At 59.7% G+C, this 15,882-nt stretch carries 16 protein-coding genes; 14 read left to right on the forward strand and 2 right to left on the reverse strand.

What is annotated here, in order from left to right; genetic code table 11:
• Nucleotides 1-338 precede the first annotated feature (338 nt).
• On the forward strand, nt 339-698 hold the full coding sequence (locus tag BK670_RS06180) for a DUF6124 family protein (protein WP_064119814.1): 360 nt from the start codon (nt 339-341) through the stop codon (nt 696-698).
• Nucleotides 699-855: 157 nt separating this feature from the next.
• Here BK670_RS06180 and BK670_RS06185 read toward each other — a convergent pair whose 3' ends face one another.
• Entirely contained in the window at nt 856-1,245 is a 390-nt protein-coding gene (locus BK670_RS06185; protein WP_123449044.1) for a hypothetical protein, read from the reverse strand.
• A gap of 284 nt (nt 1,246-1,529) precedes the next feature.
• Between BK670_RS06185 and BK670_RS06190 the strand changes: the two genes are divergently transcribed.
• The 5 genes from BK670_RS06190 to BK670_RS06210 all read left to right on the forward strand — a co-directional run bounded on the left by BK670_RS06190 (nt 1,530) and on the right by BK670_RS06210 (nt 4,710).
• Complete coding sequence (locus tag BK670_RS06190) at nt 1,530-2,678, forward strand: hypothetical protein (protein WP_123449045.1); 1,149 nt, start codon at nt 1,530-1,532, stop codon at nt 2,676-2,678.
• Complete coding sequence (locus BK670_RS06195; RefSeq protein WP_034155633.1) at nt 2,675-3,058, forward strand: hypothetical protein; 384 nt, start codon at nt 2,675-2,677, stop codon at nt 3,056-3,058. Before BK670_RS06190 ends, BK670_RS06195 begins: the two co-directional genes overlap by 4 nt.
• An 85-nt stretch (nt 3,059-3,143) precedes the next feature.
• A complete protein-coding gene (locus BK670_RS06200) occupies nt 3,144-3,530 on the forward strand; it encodes a hypothetical protein (protein ID WP_123449046.1) in 387 nt (128 codons plus the stop codon).
• A 62-nt stretch (nt 3,531-3,592) separates the two neighbouring features.
• Nucleotides 3,593-3,880 carry a hypothetical protein gene (locus BK670_RS06205; RefSeq protein WP_123449047.1) on the forward strand — a complete coding sequence of 96 codons (288 nt, stop codon included), beginning with the start codon at nt 3,593-3,595 and terminating at the stop codon, nt 3,878-3,880.
• A gap of 470 nt (nt 3,881-4,350) precedes the next feature.
• Complete coding sequence (locus BK670_RS06210; RefSeq protein WP_034155636.1) at nt 4,351-4,710, forward strand: DUF6124 family protein; 360 nt, start codon at nt 4,351-4,353, stop codon at nt 4,708-4,710.
• A gap of 203 nt (nt 4,711-4,913) precedes the next feature.
• Here the strand turns inward: BK670_RS06210 and gspI are convergent, their stop codons facing one another.
• A complete protein-coding gene (gspI, locus tag BK670_RS06215) occupies nt 4,914-5,288 on the reverse strand; it encodes a type II secretion system minor pseudopilin GspI (RefSeq protein ID WP_123449048.1) in 375 nt (124 codons plus the stop codon).
• Between the two features lie 147 nt (nt 5,289-5,435).
• On the opposite strand from gspI, the gene gspG reads away from it, so the two are divergent.
• The 8 genes from gspG to BK670_RS06255 all read left to right on the forward strand — a co-directional run bounded on the left by gspG (nt 5,436) and on the right by BK670_RS06255 (nt 15,777).
• Nucleotides 5,436-5,894 (forward strand): type II secretion system major pseudopilin GspG, encoded by a 459-nt coding sequence (gspG, locus tag BK670_RS06220; protein WP_038368790.1) that lies wholly within the window; start codon nt 5,436-5,438, stop codon nt 5,892-5,894.
• Nucleotides 5,895-5,902: 8 nt separating this feature from the next.
• A complete protein-coding gene (gene gspK, locus BK670_RS06225) occupies nt 5,903-6,862 on the forward strand; it encodes a type II secretion system minor pseudopilin GspK (protein ID WP_123449049.1) in 960 nt (319 codons plus the stop codon).
• Nucleotides 6,859-8,037, forward strand: a complete 1,179-nt coding sequence (gspL, locus tag BK670_RS06230; protein WP_123449050.1) for a type II secretion system protein GspL — start codon at nt 6,859-6,861, stop codon at nt 8,035-8,037. The genes gspK and gspL overlap by 4 nt, the downstream gene beginning before the upstream one ends.
• Nucleotides 8,030-8,578 (forward strand): type II secretion system protein GspM, encoded by a 549-nt coding sequence (gspM, locus tag BK670_RS06235; RefSeq protein ID WP_123449051.1) that lies wholly within the window; start codon nt 8,030-8,032, stop codon nt 8,576-8,578. The genes gspL and gspM overlap by 8 nt, the downstream gene beginning before the upstream one ends.
• Nucleotides 8,575-10,956: a type II secretion system secretin GspD gene (gene gspD, locus BK670_RS06240; protein ID WP_123449052.1), complete on the forward strand. Its 2,382-nt coding sequence runs from the start codon at nt 8,575-8,577 to the stop codon at nt 10,954-10,956. Before gspM ends, gspD begins: the two co-directional genes overlap by 4 nt.
• 624 nt (nt 10,957-11,580) lie before the next feature.
• Nucleotides 11,581-12,987, forward strand: a complete 1,407-nt coding sequence (gspE, locus tag BK670_RS06245) for a type II secretion system ATPase GspE (RefSeq protein ID WP_123449053.1) — start codon at nt 11,581-11,583, stop codon at nt 12,985-12,987.
• Nucleotides 12,987-14,198 carry a type II secretion system inner membrane protein GspF gene (gene gspF, locus BK670_RS06250; protein ID WP_123449054.1) on the forward strand — a complete coding sequence of 404 codons (1,212 nt, stop codon included), beginning with the start codon at nt 12,987-12,989 and terminating at the stop codon, nt 14,196-14,198. The genes gspE and gspF overlap by 1 nt, the downstream gene beginning before the upstream one ends.
• A gap of 469 nt (nt 14,199-14,667) precedes the next feature.
• The gene (locus BK670_RS06255; protein WP_123449055.1) at nt 14,668-15,777 is read left to right on the forward strand and encodes a substrate-binding domain-containing protein; all 1,110 of its coding nucleotides are present in this window, start codon (nt 14,668-14,670) and stop codon (nt 15,775-15,777) included.
• The last annotated feature ends 105 nt before the right edge of the window (nt 15,778-15,882 follow it).

Raw genomic sequence — 15,882 nt, forward strand, 5'->3', positions numbered from 1 at the left:
AGACATCTCCAAACATTCTCTCAGGCTACACACCCTTGCGCCTTTGCCTACAGCTACGCCAGAATCCGCCGGCTTGTGCGCTTTGTACCTGGTCTTTATCGTCTACGTGTCGCTGGCAACCCAGCGACCGGGTTTAGCGACCCGACCAGGTATAAGTACAACGACGCTCCAGTTTGTCGCAGACGTTTGCGACGACGATATGGTGGCTGTGCGTGGGAGACCTTCGGGTCTGCCGGGTCTTATACCTCTCGGTTCGCTAACCCGCGTACAGCTGCCACCCTTACTTGTTTAGCGACAGGTGTTGGTGGTTCCACCAGGTATAAATTTGGAGCTTCACCATGATCAAACCAACACCCAACCCGCCCGAAACCGCCTCGGTTTCCCCCTACGAATCCATCGATTCCAAAAAACTCCACGAAGCCGCCGACCGCGCGCTCGACCATTACCTCTGTCCGCCCGGTTCCACGCCGCCGCCACGTAAAAACCGTGGGATGTACGCCGTGACGGCGGACAACAAAACCGAAGAACTGCTGGTCGATGCCAGTGCAACACTCGCTTCGGCCAAAACCATCGCCCAGAACGTCTCCAGCCTGTTGCCGGCATCGCAGCGCCATGCGCTGGCGGGGATTGCGCAGTTGATCATGCTCGGGGAGCTGGCGGTGAATCGGGCGCTCGATAATTTGCAATTGCCGGGTTGATGCGGATGCCGGGATCACCTGGTGATTGATCGGGTGTTCATTCTGGCGCCTTCGCGAGCAGGCTCGCTCCCACAGGGTTTTATGCTGATTGCAGGTGTTGTGTGCGACGCTGAAACCTTTGGGAGCAGTCGATTATTACCGCGTAGTCTTCGGGTGGCTATTGGGGCGCCTCGGGACATTCGCGGGTCCATCGCGTCACGGTCATGTCATTGAATTGCTCACCGATGGTATCGACGCGTAGGCAAGTTCCTTTCTTCGCGTAGTACAAGATGCAACGCGAGCTATCAAACGAGCAGGTGTCCAGTTCGAAGAACTTGCGTGTAGCCATCTCCTTCTCCACGCCGCTGTACTCATAGCCGTCGTTGGTATGCATCCGCGTCGGCTTCCATCCTTGTTTGACTAGCTTCGACTTGGCCGCAGCCAAACGCTCACCGACGACGATGTCTGCTGGCCCGCGATTGTCGTTCGGCGCCTGTGAGCCATCGGCAAATGCTGTGCTGATACCCATGCAACAAAGTGCGACAAGTACGTAGGTTGTGGCCTTCATTTGACAGTTCCTCTATCTGATCCGCAGCGATACAAAAACTCCTAATACTCGGCACAAGGTTGCGTGTGGGTCAGGTAAATCCTGCGATTAATCTATGTGTGGCCATCTGCTGCCATACAACCATCCTCCCTCACCAGTTATCCTGCGCACCCCGCGAATGACAGGAATCAGCCGTTTGGGCACTGCTTTTTAGGCTTTGTCCTACAGCCAGCACTTGGGCTTTTCGATAGCGTCGGACTGTCGGAACCTCAAGTCGGGATTCCCGAAGTGAACAAGGATGATTCATGAGTGAACATGGAAATGTACCAAGGCCCGCACTACCTAACCCGCCAAGAAAACAGGTCTACCGTGGCGTAGAACCGACTGATCTGCACGCCAAGCACTGGGCAGAATACCCTGAGGCTCCCGCAGAGAAACCGGCTGTTGCGAAGCCAGCAGCGGAACCCGGTTTTTACATCGTTCAGCAAGTCATGCCGCGCTCTGCGTTAGAAGCCGCATTGTTCGATAAACCGGATGGTGCAACGCTTGAGAAGTTCACGCGCCTCAACCCTCACGTCACGGGGTACGCCAAGCCCGGGCAGCTCATCGTGTTGAGTGATCCGAACAATCCTCAGTGCACACGTGAAGAAGCGTTGCTCATGGAAGCGGCGCAGAAAGTGGACGCGGCGCTCAAACCCATGACCGACGAAGAAGCGAGCTTCATGGTTCGCTACCAGAGCCAGATAGAGTCGATTCTTTCGCAAGGCTCAACATCAATCGGTGTCGGTGAATCGATCTTCGCCAAGAACCTGGAAGACGTGAAAACTTCGCTGAAGGAAATCGAAACGTTGCACCAGAAAAGTTTTCAGCGAGACGGTCACTTGCGTAGCTCAGAGTTTTTTGATGAGCGTGCACGACTGTTTGCCAAGCTTGATAGACAACTCACCGGACTAACCAGAAAGGGCATCGGTTTCCCTGATCACCCAAGTCTGAAATCAGCCCTCGGCATCTCAAGCAAAAGCTTGGTGCATCACTGGACCTTGGCCGGTGCACCGGGGCAGATTCCCGGTTACGCCACTCATTCAGACGGTGTCGCCAGAGCGGCCAAGGTTGTGAAGTATGGTGGCTGGATTGGTACAGCGGTCGGGGGAGGGGCGTCTTACATGAAGGTTCAAGAAGTCTGTGCGGCAGGCAATAAGGATGCATGCGAAAAGATCAAATATACCGAGGGTGGTAGTTTCATTGGTGGGGTGGCCGGTGGCGCGATGACAGGAGCAGCACTCACTGCTCCAGTGGTAGGTGCAATCTGTGTGGGGCTTGGCGTGCCAACGGGTGGATTGGGAACCCTCGCTTGCGGCGTGGTAGTTGTAGCGGCAGGCTCATATGCTGGCGGGGCGGTAGGAGGGGCCGGTGGTGAAATGTTCGGCGAAGTGATTTACGAGGTGACTAAATGAATACCGCTGAACTGATAGTCGGAGGATTGTGTGGCGTAGTGATTATCTCAATGATCATCTGGATCGGGATAGCTCTCTACATTGCACACATCAAGATGGACGTGATTCTTGAACACCTCAAAAACAGCTCTGCCGGCACTAGGTTAGCTGCGCTGAAGCACGGAGGTGCTTGGGGGCGGTTGCTTTTAGTAGGTGGCGCCTCTGGTCTCGTTACGTTCACGAATTTCTATATGAGACGCGGCACGCTCAGCGCCGATGACGTAGAGAATTTTCCTTCCTCACTCAAGCAGAGACTTGTGTTGATGCAATGGAGCGCAATAGTGCTGCTTTCTGCGATGGTTGTGCTGGTTGCTTTGGGGAAATCAGGAGTACTCAAGTAACCGGATGAGAAGCGTGCTCGGCCCCGTTTAAACGCTTGGAAACCACAGGCAAGTGGGCTGGTGAGAAAATCTACTCCGCAGGGAAGTGAGTTTGAACGTCGTTGATAAGGTACTTCTGTCCATTGCCATCGTTGATCTGGCAGGGCTGATTCTTTGGATAGGCCTCTGTTTGCACCTGGCCTATACGAAGATGGATTTGATGTTGGAGCACCTGAATAATTGCTCAGCCATCATGACTCGGGCGCCGCTTCGGCATGGTGGGCCTTGGGGAAAGCTTCTACTTGTAGGCGGCATTTCAGGAATTGTGACGTTCCCTCAGTTCTATTTGAAAAGGGGTGAGCTGAGCTCTGAAGATTTGGCCAGTTTCCCAGCTCCCCTCAAACGGAAGCTAGTAATGCTGCAATGGAGCGTCATTTCTCTGTTGTTGGTCATGATCAGCTTTGGGATCGCTGTTAAGTCAGGTTTTGTTTAGCGGTGCTGAGCACTGAGTCATCAAACCCAAAAAAATCTGCTTCCACTCCCGGCATCGCAAAAATGAAAAAGCTTTTAATCGCGGCAATCCTCGTTGTAGCGACCATGCTCTACGTCGGCTACTACAACGCCGTTGAGGATGGCGACATCGAGACGATTGTCTTCATCAAGAAGCACCCCACGTTTCAGATGAAGTTCTACAACATCCACGCCAATGATGGCGAGATCAGGAAGGTGGAGCGCCTGACGGCGGAGGAGCGGGGGGGGATTATTGATTACTGCAGGTACCGGTTGGGCATCGATACAGACCTGAGCACTCAGGATGACGTCGATATGTGCTGGAAGAAATAGCACTATTTATATGGCCGAGGTTGTCAGTTACGACTGGCAATCTCGGCCATTTTTTTTCGTCTGTTGGGGCAGAGGACGGATCTGCCGTGGGGGGCCGAGACGGAATGAAGTCTAGATAAACGCCAATGTTTAAAAAGACATCTCCAAACACTCTCGCAGGCTACATATCCTTGCGCCTTTGCCTACAGCTACGCCAGAATCCGCCGGCTTGTGCGCCTTGGGGGCGGATTCTATTGTGGTGCGGTCGCTGACGAATCAGCGATCGGGTTTGACCGCCCGCCCAATATCAAGGCGCGCCAGCGTTCTGCACGTGTTCAGGCATTGTCTGAAATCATGTCGCGGTGGCTGTGCGTGGGACACCTTCGGGTGTGCCGGATTCCTTGATGTCCGGTCGGTCAACCCGCGTACAGCTGCCACCCTGTTTGTTTGACCGCGAACGGTGGCGGCTCCAGTCATCAAGGAGCTTCACCATGATCAAACCAACACCCAACCCGCCCGAAACCGCCTCGGTTTCCCCCTACGAATCCATCGATTCCAGAAAACTCCACGAAGCCGCCGACCGCGCGCTCGACCATTACCTCTGTCCGCCCGGTTCCACGCCGCCCCCACGTAAAAACCGTGGGATGTATGCCGTCACCGCCGACAACAAAACCGAAGAACTGCTGGTCGATGCCAGTGCAACACTCGCTTCGGCCAAAACCATCGCCCAGAACGTCTCCAGCCTGTTGCCGGCATCGCAGCGCCATGCGCTGGCGGGGATTGCGCAGCTGATCATGCTCGGGGAGTTGGCGGTGAATCGGGCGTTGGATAATTTGCAGTTGCCGGAGTGATGTAGGTGTCGGGGACACTTGGTGATTAATCGGGTGTCCATTCTGGCGCCTTCGCGAGCAGGCTCGCTCCCACAGGGTTTTGTGTTGGTCAGGGATGTTGTGTCCGTCCCTGAAACCGTTGGGAGCTGGGCTGGCAGCGATGGCGATGGCACATGCGCTGTTTCCGTTTTCTGAGATATTTGTGTGGGAGCCTTCGGCAGCTCCTACAGTGGGCGGCTTAGCAGGGTTTCGAGTTTTGCTAGTGGTGGCGCGTCCTGATTGCGGTCGAATACCTGAATACCAATCTTGAGTAAGCGGCCGTTTTCGGCTGCGCTAATGAGCTGTTCGCAACGCAGCAATAACCGCCCCTGATCACACTCCTGCGCTTTCATACCCATCGGCAACTTCCCTTCCAGCCGCAACTCCGCCATCCGACTCTGCGCCGCAATCAGCGCCACCGACCGATCCCTTAAAACCCCGCTGCTCTGCGTCATCAACCCCGCCACGCGCACAGCCGCCGACATCGCCACGGCAATAATCGCCAGCGCCACCAGCACCTCAATCAACGTGAAACCTTCTTCCCGCGAACGCGCACGCATACATGGCCCAAAGCTAAAACCCAGCCCTCGACGCTAACCCGCGTGCTTGACGGCTTGACGACGAAAACACCCGAGGATTTTCAACATCACTGACATATCTTCTTGCAACACTGCGCGTCGAATCGAATCAAGCCAGGGTATGTCGAGATGGATATCGCACCTTTCAAATCGCTTCAGCAACCGATGCGCACGCCGCGTGGGCAGCAGGGTTTTACCCTGATCGAGATCATGGTGGTCGTGGTGATTCTGGGGATTCTCGCGGCGATGGTGGTGCCCAAGGTGCTCGACCGGCCGGATCAGGCGCGGGCGACGGCGGCGAAGCAGGATATTGGCGGGTTGATGCAGGCGTTGAAGTTGTATCGCCTCGACCACGGCACTTACCCGAGCATGAACCAGGGGCTGAAGGTGTTGGTGGAGCGGCCGGCGGATGCGAAGAACAGCAATTGGCGCTCGTACCTGGAACGCCTGCCGAACGATCCGTGGGGTCGTCCTTATCAATACCTCAACCCCGGCGCCAATGGTGAGATCGACATCTTTTCCCTCGGTGCCGACGGTCAGCCGGACGGCGACGGCGTGAATGCCGATATCGGTTCCTGGCAGTTGTAAGGCCGGCCATGAACAGCCGCTCGCCTGAGGGGGCGAAGCAACAGGGCATGGCGATTATCAGCGCGTTGTTGATTGCGGCCGTGGTGGCGGTGATTGCGGCGGGCATGTTGACGCGCCAGAGCGTGTCGACCCGGGCGCTGGAGGCGGATCAGCAGCGTGTGCAGGGCCGTTGGCTGCTGCAGGGCGGGTTGGAGATCAGCCGTCAGTTGCTCTGGGATGCACGTCAGCGCGATCCGCTGACCCGGCTCGATCAGCCGTGGGCGCAACGTCTCTCCGCGCAAGGTTTTGAGGGGCGACTGGAGGATGAGCAGGGCAAGTTCAACCTGCGCAATCTGGTGGCCAACGAGCGGGTGGACGAGGCGCAGGTCGCGGCGTTTCAGCGCTTGTGCGAGTTGATCGGGATCAGTGCCGGGTTGAGTCAGCGCATCAGTCAGCGGGTGATTGCGTCCTACCCGCGACTGCTGAATGCGCAGATTGCCGAGGCGCCGAAAACGGGTTTCGACAGTGGCCGCGCGACCTCGCCCAACGCTTCACGCAAACCGCAGAAGCCGACGCTGCCGATGCTGCGCAACATCGATGATTTGCGCAGTGTCGACGGCGTGAATGAGGCGGTGATGGGCAAACTGGCGCCATACCTGACGGTGATCCCCGCGACGACGTGGCTCAACGGCAACACCGCCACCGCGCCGGTGTTGGCCGCTTATGTGCCGGGGCTGTCGCTGGAGCGTGCCAATGCGCTGATAGCCGAGCGCGATGCCGGGCGCTGGTTTATCAACCGTGGCGACTTCGTTAACCGCTTGCGCATGCCGCAACTGGAGCTGACCAGCGTCAAGGTCGGCATCACCAGTGACTGGTTTCGCCTGCGCGGTGAGGCGCGGCGCGATCAGCGGCGGGTCAGTCTTGAGGCGTTGTTGCATCGCAGCCAGGACCGCTTGCCGCAAGTGATCTGGTCGCGGGTGGGCGTATGAGCCAGTTGAAGGTGGCGTTGCCGCCCTTGGCGGAACTGGATCTGCACAGTGAATTGCACTGCGCCTGGCTGGATCGTCAGGGCCAGGTCACGCGGGAAGAACGCCGCAGTCTGAGCCAGTTGAGTCAGCAGTCGAAACTGCCGCCGCTGGTGTGTTTTCTGCACCCGGCTGACAGCCTGTTGGCGAGTCTCGATTTACCGCCGCTGCCCGCGAACAAGATTGTCGCGGCGGTGCAGTGTGCGGCGCAGGCCTTGATGCTGGGCGACAGCAGCGAGATGCACATTGCGCACAGCACGCGGGACGAGGCCGGGCAGGTGCAGATCGCCTGGGTGCCTCGGCAGCACTTGTTGCGTTTGGGTCAGTTGCTGAAAAGCGTTGGGCTGAACCTGCGCGGTCTCTATCCGGCGCCGTACCGTTTGCCGGTGCTGCCGGGCACCGTCGCGTGTGTGCAGGACGGGCATTTGTTGCTGCGCGATAGCGTGCAAGCGGCGCGTGTGCAGCCGTTGTTCGATGACGGTTTCGACGGTGTTGTGTGGGAACCGGGCGTCACTTTGCACTGGATCGGTGATCAACCGCCGCCGGGCGCTGAACTGCCGATGGCGGATGCGCAGCGCTGGACTGGGCCGCTACCGGGTTGGGGATTGCATGGCGCGGTCCAGCAGCAACACACCGAGCATCGCGGCTGGGGCAGGGCGATCGCCCTCTCAGCGTTGGCCGTGGCGGTTTGGGTCGTTGGTTTGAACCTGTATGCCGCTCGCGAAGCCGGGCAGGGTCAGCAGCTGAAAACCCAGATGAACCTGCGGGTCAAGCAGGCCTTCCCTGAGTTGCCGGTGATCCTCAACCCGCTGCAACAGGCTCGCCAGCAGTTGGCGGCGCGGCAGAAGGGCGCGGCGGATGATCCGGCGCAGACGTTCAATCGTCTGGTGTTGCAGGCCGGCAGTGGCATGCCGTCGATGGCTGGCAGTGTCGAGCGGTTGGCGTTTGTCGACGGTGCCTTGCAACTGAGTCTGCTCAGCGACGCTCGTCGTGGCGGCAATGATCAGGAGTGGCAAAGCACGTTGGCGCAGGCCGGCATCAGCGTCACTGCCGACAACGAAGGCTGGACCTTGCGTCCGTCTACTGAAGCCACCCCAAGCGACAGCGATGACAGCGGCGGAGCAGAAGACGATGAATAAGCCCTCGCTCGCGCTCTACCGCGCCAAGTGGCAACGCTTCAACGCTCAGTTGCAGGCGCGTTGGCAGCCGTTGGCCCTGCGCGAAAAACGTATGGTTGCCGGCATGGCCGTTGCACTGATCGGCCTGCTGCTGTGGGTCGCGCTGATCCAGCCGCCGCTGAAGAAAATCGCTTATTGGCAAACCGAAACGCCAAAGCTGCGTGCGCAGACCGAAGCGCTGGAAGTGCTGTTGCGCGAGGTCAGCGTGCGCCCGGACGGGCAAAGCGTGGCGCAGTCGCTGGAGCAGACCCTGCAGGCCAGCGGCCTCGCCGGGCACTATCAATTGCAGGCCGGGGAGGCCGGCGCCTGGCAGTTGACCTTCGACGCGGCGCCGGCCGACGCCGTGCTCGACTGGCTGTTGAGCAACCCGGCACACCTTTCTCTGCAAGTGGTCGAGGCCCGTTTGCAACGCGCAGACAACCCCTCGACCGAAGTCACCGCCGGCACTTTGTCAGGCACCGTTCGCATGGATCAGGCGCTGGGCGCTAAGGAAGCTTCATGAAGGGGTCAGGATCCAAACCGGCACGTCTGGCGTTGCCGATGCTGCTGATGGCGTTGAGCGCGTGCAGCAACACCGGCACGCCGCAGAATCAGCCGCCGTTGCTGGTCGACAGTGAACTCGGCCGGCCGCTGGCCAACACCCAGCGCAGCGGCGACGCGGTGCTCGACCGCGAGCGCGCACAGGCGCAGGCGCGACCTGTGCCGAAGCAATTGCACAACATCACTAAGAGTGCGCGCAGCGGCGCGGCGGCGTCGGGCATTGCGTTGCCGAGCAATCCTTTGGGCGATCAACCGGTGACGCTGAATTTTGTCGACGCTGATATTCAAGCGGTGGTGCGCGCGTTGTCGCGTTCCACCGGGCAGCAGTTTTTGGTCGACCCTCGAGTGAAGGGCACATTGACGCTGGTCTCGGAAGGTCAGGTGCCGGCGCGGCAGGCTTACGACATGTTGCTGGCGGCGTTGCGCATGCAGGGTTTCAGTGTGGTGGATGTTGGCGGCGTGGCGCAGGTGGTGCCGGAGGCGGATGCGAAGTTGCTGGGCGGGCCGATTTACAGTGCTGATAAACCTGCGGGCAACGGCATGCTCACGCGGACGTTTCGCCTGCAATACGAGAACGCGGTGAACCTGATTCCGGTGCTGCGCCCGATCGTTTCGCCGAACAACCCGATCAACGCCTATCCGGGCAATAACACCATCGTCATCACCGATTACGCCGAGAACCTGACCCGCGTTGCGCAGTTGATTGCGAGCATTGATTCGCCGAGTGCGATCGACACGGATGTGGTGCAGATTCAGAACGGTATCGCTGCTGATATCGCGCCGATGGTGGCGGATCTGCTGGATGCGCCGGGCAATGATCCGACGCAGAAAATCGCGGTGATTGGTGATCCGCGTTCCAACACCATCATCATTCGCGCCGGCAGCCCGGAGCGCACGGAGCTGGCGCGTAATCTGATTTACAAACTCGACAACGCGCAGAGCAATCCGAGCAATCTGCACGTGGTTTATCTGCGTAACGCGCAAGCGGCGAAACTGGCGCAGGCCTTGCGCGGTTTGCTCACCGGCGAGAGTGACAGCGGCACCAGTGACAGTGCGCGTTCGGTGCTCAGTGCCATGGGCGGCAGTACCGGCGGTAGCGCTGGGCAGAATGGCCAGAGCGGTACGCAAAGCAGCGGCACGACATCGACCAGCAATAGCAACGGCAGTACCGGTGGCAGTTACGCACAAGGCAGTGGCGGCACCAGTAGCAGCGGTAATCAGGCGAGCGAGCAGAACGTCGCCTTCAGTGCCGGCGGCGTGACCATTCAGGCTGACGCCACCACCAACACTTTGCTGATTTCCGCGCCGGAGCCGCTGTATCGCAACCTGCGCGAGGTGATCGATCTGCTCGACCAGCGCCGCGCGCAAGTGGTGATTGAAAGCTTGATCGTCGAAGTCGGCGAGGACGATGCCAGTGAATTCGGCGTGCAATGGCAGACCGGTAACCTCGGTGGCAACGGCGTGATCGGTGGCGCAAATCTAGGCGGTTCGGGGATCAACGTCAGCGGCAAGACCAGCATTGATGTGCTGCCGCAGGGTTTGAACCTGGGCTACGTCAACGGCACCGTCGACATCCCCGGCATCGGCAAGATTCTCGACCTGAAAGTGCTGGCCCGGGCGTTGAAGAGCAAGGGCGGCACCAACGTGTTGTCGACGCCGAACCTGCTGACCCTGGACAACGAAGCGGCGAGTATTTTTGTTGGGCAGACCATTCCGTTTGTCAGCGGCAGTTACGTGACTGGCGGCGGTGGCACCAGCAATAACCCGTTCCAGACCGTGACCCGCGAAGAGGTCGGTTTGAAGCTCAACGTGCGCCCGCAGATTTCCGAGGGCGGCACGGTGAAGCTCGATATCTATCAGGAAGTCAGCAGCATTGATGAGCGGGCTTCGGCCAGTGCCAATTCTGCGGGGATTGTCACCAACAAACGGGCGATCGATACCAGCATCCTGCTCGATGACGGGCAGATCATGGTGCTTGGCGGTTTGCTCCAGGACGGCTACAGCCAGAGCAATGACTCGGTGCCGTGGCTGGGTGACATTCCGGGAATCGGCGCGTTGTTTCGCAACGAGCGCCGGGCGATCACCAAGACCAACCTGATGGTGTTCCTGCGCCCGTACATCATTCGCGACAGCGAAGCGGGGCGCAGCATCACCCTCAATCGCTACGACTTCATGCGCCGGGCGCAGGGTGGTTTGCAGCCGGAACGCAGCTGGGCGATGCCGGACATGCAGGCACCGCAGTTGCCGACGGCGGCGCAGGGTGTGCCGGCGGTGGTGCCAAGTTCCGGCCCGCGAGCAACCATCAAAGCCGTGCCGATTGAAGGGAGCACACGCTTTTGAACCCTGCCCGCAATTTAAAGTGCACCCCTGTGGCGAGGGGATTTATCCCCGTTCGGCTGCGCAGCAGTCGTAAACCGGAAACACTCGGTATGTCTGGCGAAATTCGGTTGCAGGATTTGGGGTTGCTGCGCAACCCAACGGGGATAAATCCCCTCGCCACAGGGGATTGTATTGCCACAGGGGGGTTCACTAGCCCAAGGGATTGCATTGCCACAGGGGGTTTCACTAGCCCAAGGGATCGCATTGGCACAGGGGATTTCACTGGCCCAAGGGATCGCATTGCCACAGGGGATTTCACTGGCACGATCAAAGCGGTAGCGATCCAAACGGGGCGACGGTTATGAAACCCAACATCAAGGTGCAGCACATCCCTGTGGCGAGGGAGCTTGCTCCCGCTCGGGGGCGAAGCCGCCGTAAATCCGGTGTGCGAGGTGTGTCTGAAACAACCGCTGTGCAGGTTTTGGGTCTGCTGCGCAGCCCGGCGGGAGCAAGCTCCCTCGCCACAGGGGATTGCATTTCCACAGGGGGGGGCACTGGCCCAAGGGATCGTATTGGCACAGGGGATTGCATTGCTGCAGAAATGAGGAACAACGCAGCTCCTACAGGGATTGGGGAGGACACGAGATGAGTGCGTTGCCTTACGCCTGGGCCAAGGCGCAGCGGATTTTGTTGTGTGATGGCGTGTTGACGGTGTGTCCGTCGACGCCGGGCTGGTCGATCAGTGAGGCGCGGCGGCAGTTTGGTGCGACTACGATTCAGCGCGTGCGCGATGACGAACTCGATGGCTTGCTCGCCAGCGCTTATGCCGACACCGGCAGTGCGGCGGCGGTGGTCGGTGCAGCAGAAAACGAAGTCGATCTCGACCGCCTGATGCAGGACATGCCGGAAATCACCGACCTGCTCGACACCCAGGACGGCGCGCCGGTGATTCGCATGATCAACGCGCTGCTGACTCAAGCCGCGCGTGACGAGGCCAGCGACATTCACATCGAACCGTTCGAAACCCATTCGGTGGTGCGCTACCGGGTCGACGGCACGCTGCGTGACGTGGTCTCGCCGCGCAAGGCCTTGCACGGTGCGCTGGTGTCGCGGATCAAGATCATGGCGCAGCTCGACATCGCCGAAAAACGTCTGCCGCAGGACGGTCGCATCGCGTTGCGCGTGGCCGGGCGGCCGATCGACATTCGTGTCTCCACGGTGCCGACCGGGCATGGCGAACGCGTGGTTATGCGTCTGCTCGACAAACAGGCCGGGCGTCTGCATCTGGAAACCCTGGGCATGGACGCACAGGTATTGGCCAAACTCGATCACCTGATCCGCCAGCCCCACGGCATCGTGCTGGTCACCGGCCCCACCGGCAGCGGCAAAACCACCAGCCTGTATGCGGCATTGGCGCGGCTGGATGCGAGTACCAGCAACATCCTCACCGTGGAAGACCCGGTGGAATACGACCTGCCGGGGATCAGCCAGATTCAGGTCAACGCCAAGATCGACATGACCTTTGCCCTGGCGCTGCGGGCAATCCTGCGCCAGGACCCGGACATCATCATGATCGGCGAAATCCGCGATCTCGAAACCGCACAAATCGCTGTACAGGCCTCGCTGACCGGGCACCTGGTGCTGGCAACGCTGCACACCAACGACGCGGTGTCGGCGGTCAACCGCTTGATCGACATGGGCGTCGAACCGTTTTTGCTCGCGTCATCGATGCTCGGCGTGCTCGCACAACGCCTGGTGCGACGCCTATGCAATAAGTGCAAACAGGAAGACCCGGCGACACCCGGCACTTGGCGCCCGGTCGGCTGCGCGGCGTGCAATCAAACCGGCTACAGCGGTCGCACCGGCATCCACGAATTGTTCTGCATCGACGACGACATCCGCACCCTGATTCACCAAGGGGCAGGGGAGCAGGCCTTGCGCGCATCGGCCGCCAAGGCCGGGATGTTCAGCCTGCGCGAGGACGGTGAGCGCTGGATCCGCAGCGGCGCCACCGCCCCTGAAGAAATCCTCCGTGTGACACGGGACGCCTGATGAATCGCTATCGTTTTGAAGCTGCCGATGCGACCGGCAAGATCGAAACCGGGCACCTTGAGGCGGACAGCCAGGCTGCCGCGTTCAGTGTTTTACGCGGGCGCGGTTTGACCGCGTTGTCGGTGCATAAGGAAAGCAACGTCGCCAGTCACGGTGGCGGTGGACTGTTCAGCGCCAAACTCTCCGACAACGACCTGGCCTGGGCCACTCGGCAATTGGCGAGTCTGTTGGGCGCGAGCCTGCCATTGGAAGCTGCGTTGAGTGCCACGGTCGAGCAGGCCGAGAAAAAGCACATCGCCCACACCCTGAGCGCCGTGCGTGCTGATGTGCGTAGCGGCATGCGTCTAGCGGAGTCGTTGGCCGCACGGCCACGGGATTTTCCGGAGATCTACCGTGCGTTAATTGCGGCGGGTGAGGAGTCCGGTGATCTGGCGCAAGTCATGGAGCGGCTGGCGGATTACATCGAGGAGCGCAACAACCTGCGCGGCAAGATTCTCACCGCGTTTATTTATCCGGGTGTGGTCGGGCTGGTGTCGATCGGCATTGTGATTTTCCTGCTCAGTTATGTGGTGCCGCAGGTGGTCAGCGCGTTTTCCCAGGCGCGGCAGGATTTGCCGGGGTTGACCTTGGCGATGCTCAACGCGAGTGATTTCATCCGCAGTTGGGGCTGGCTGTGCGCGGGGATCATGGCCGCAAGCTTCTGGAGTTGGCGCTTGTACCTGCGCAATCCGGCGGCGCGTTTGAGTTGGCATCATCGGGTGCTGAAATTGCCGCTGTTCGGACGTTTCATTCTGGGCCTGAACACCGCGCGTTTTGCCTCGACGCTGGCGATTCTCGGCGGCGCCGGGGTGCCGTTGTTGCGTGCATTGGAAGCGGCGCGGCAGACCTTGTCCAATGACCGCTTGAGCCTGAGTGTCAGTGAGGCCACGGCCAAGGTGCGTGAGGGTGTGAACCTGGCGGCAGCGTTGCGGGTTGAGAACGTGTTTCCGCCGGTGCTGATTCATTTGATTGCCAGCGGCGAAAAAACCGGTTCGTTGCCACCGATGCTCGAGCGTGCGGCGCAAACCCTGTCGCGTGATATCGAACGAAGGGCAATGGGCATGACCGCGTTGCTGGAGCCGCTGATGATTGTGGTGATGGGCGGGGTGGTGCTGGTGATTGTGATGGCGGTGTTGTTGCCGATCATTGAGATTAATCAGCTGGTCCAGTAGTGGTGTGTCTGATGTTTTGGTGGTGTCTGGGCAGGCCTCTTCGCGAGCAGGCTCGGTCCCACAGGGGGAACGCATTTCAAATGTGGGAGCGAGCCTGCTCGCGAAGGGGCCAGTCCGGGCAACAAAAGATCCAGATTTTTTCCAGGACTTCAGCATCACCCGACCCTCAAAAGAACCATCCTCGGGTTCTCCTTTCTGTCATCTGCAACCACCCGCCAACGCCTCCAGCCCGATTCAGCCAAACCCGCGATCCAGACGCTGCGCAGCAGCCGACAAACACCCGAGAAAATCCCTTCAGAAACGCCTCACACCTCCCGAGGTTTTTTCCTTTATCTGTCACCGGAAACTGCGAATTTCTCAGTGCGACTTAACCAAGGCCAGCGCCAGCGAGGGCCAGGTGAGTCCTCCCGGTGTCATGCAAGTCATCCGAAAACCTGTGTTCACAACCTAGTTGAAAAGGAGATTCTTCATGTTCAAGCGCACTCTGATCGCAGCATCCCTGACCGTCGCCGCTCTGGCCTCTGCTCAAGCCATGGCCGTTACCGGTGGTGGTGCAACGCTGCCTGCCGCTCTGTACAAAGGTTCTGCCGACAGCATCCTGCCAGCCAACTTCAGCTACGCTGCCATCGGTAGCGGTGGCGGCAAGACTGCCTTCCTGACCAACAACCCGGCTGGCCTCAGCGCCTCTGGTACCGTGCACTTCGCCGGTAGCGACTCGATCCTCAGCACCGCGGAACTCAACACCTACACCACCACTTACGGCGCTTCGTTCGGTCCGCTGATCCAACTGCCTTCGGTGGCCACTTCGGTAGCCATCCCGTACAAAAAAGCCGGCCAGACCGCTCTGAACCTGACCAGCGCTCAGCTGTGCGATGCTTTCTCCGGTGCCAAAACCACGTGGGGCGCGCTGCTGGGCACTGCTGACACCACTCCGATCCGTGTTGTTTATCGCAACGTTTCCAGCGGTACTTCGGAAATCCTGACCCGTCACCTGAACTCGGTTTGCCCGGCTCAGTTCACCACCAACTCGACCTTCACTGCCGCTCGCGTCGGCGGCGGCGCACTGCCTACTGGCTGGGTCGGCGTTGCCAACACTTCTGATGTCGCCACTACCGTGAACGCGGTTGACGGTTCGATCGGTTATGTCGGTCCGGACGGTGTTGACGCTACCAGCAACGCTGTTGTTGCTCGCGTCAACGGCGTCCAGCCAACCTCGCTCAACGTGACCCTGGCACTGTCTTCGGTTGCCGCTCCTTCGACGGCTGCTCAGGCTGTAAACCCAGCCAACTGGTCGCCAGTGGTGGCTAACCCAGCATTGGGTTACAAACTCGCTGCCTACACCAACTTCATCTTCGGTCAGTGCTACAAGGACGCAGCCGTGGCCGCTTCCGTGAAGGCCTTCCTGACCACTCACTACAGCATCCCGGGCAACAACGCGGCGACGCAGGCGCACAAGTTTGTCGCCGTGCCTGATTCGTGGAAAAACGCTGTAACCGCCAACTTCATCACCAACACGTCGGGCAACAACCTGGACATCAACAACACCACCGTGTGCAACACCATCGGTCGTCCTTTGTAAGCTCGGACTGTCGTAACACCAGTGGCGGCAACCTTCGGGTTGCCGTCATTTTTTTTGCCCGACTACTCCTCGAACATGAAGTTTGTGTGACATCCGTTCGGTCGT

The organism is Pseudomonas fluorescens (assembly GCF_003732425.1).
Lineage (GTDB): Bacteria > Pseudomonadota > Gammaproteobacteria > Pseudomonadales > Pseudomonadaceae > Aquipseudomonas > Aquipseudomonas fluorescens_BE.

Excerpts from the sequence above, each read along its gene's own strand:
- gspD (WP_123449052.1), top strand. The coding sequence starts at position 8,575 with ATGAAGGGGTCAGGATCCAAACCGGCACGTCTGGCGTTGCCGATGCTG.
- gspG (WP_038368790.1), top strand. The coding sequence starts at position 5,436 with ATGGATATCGCACCTTTCAAATCGCTTCAGCAACCGATGCGCACGCCG.
- gspI (WP_123449048.1), bottom strand. The coding sequence starts at position 5,288 with ATGCGTGCGCGTTCGCGGGAAGAAGGTTTCACGTTGATTGAGGTGCTG.
- BK670_RS06195 (WP_034155633.1), top strand. The coding sequence starts at position 2,675 with ATGAATACCGCTGAACTGATAGTCGGAGGATTGTGTGGCGTAGTGATT.
- BK670_RS06255 (WP_123449055.1), top strand. The coding sequence starts at position 14,668 with ATGTTCAAGCGCACTCTGATCGCAGCATCCCTGACCGTCGCCGCTCTG.
- gspE (WP_123449053.1), top strand. The coding sequence starts at position 11,581 with ATGAGTGCGTTGCCTTACGCCTGGGCCAAGGCGCAGCGGATTTTGTTG.
- BK670_RS06190 (WP_123449045.1), top strand. The coding sequence starts at position 1,530 with ATGAGTGAACATGGAAATGTACCAAGGCCCGCACTACCTAACCCGCCA.
- gspL (WP_123449050.1), top strand. The coding sequence starts at position 6,859 with ATGAGCCAGTTGAAGGTGGCGTTGCCGCCCTTGGCGGAACTGGATCTG.
- gspF (WP_123449054.1), top strand. The coding sequence starts at position 12,987 with ATGAATCGCTATCGTTTTGAAGCTGCCGATGCGACCGGCAAGATCGAA.
- gspM (WP_123449051.1), top strand. The coding sequence starts at position 8,030 with ATGAATAAGCCCTCGCTCGCGCTCTACCGCGCCAAGTGGCAACGCTTC.
- BK670_RS06180 (WP_064119814.1), top strand. The coding sequence starts at position 339 with ATGATCAAACCAACACCCAACCCGCCCGAAACCGCCTCGGTTTCCCCC.
- gspK (WP_123449049.1), top strand. The coding sequence starts at position 5,903 with ATGAACAGCCGCTCGCCTGAGGGGGCGAAGCAACAGGGCATGGCGATT.
- BK670_RS06185 (WP_123449044.1), bottom strand. The coding sequence starts at position 1,245 with ATGAAGGCCACAACCTACGTACTTGTCGCACTTTGTTGCATGGGTATC.
- BK670_RS06210 (WP_034155636.1), top strand. The coding sequence starts at position 4,351 with ATGATCAAACCAACACCCAACCCGCCCGAAACCGCCTCGGTTTCCCCC.
- BK670_RS06205 (WP_123449047.1), top strand. The coding sequence starts at position 3,593 with ATGAAAAAGCTTTTAATCGCGGCAATCCTCGTTGTAGCGACCATGCTC.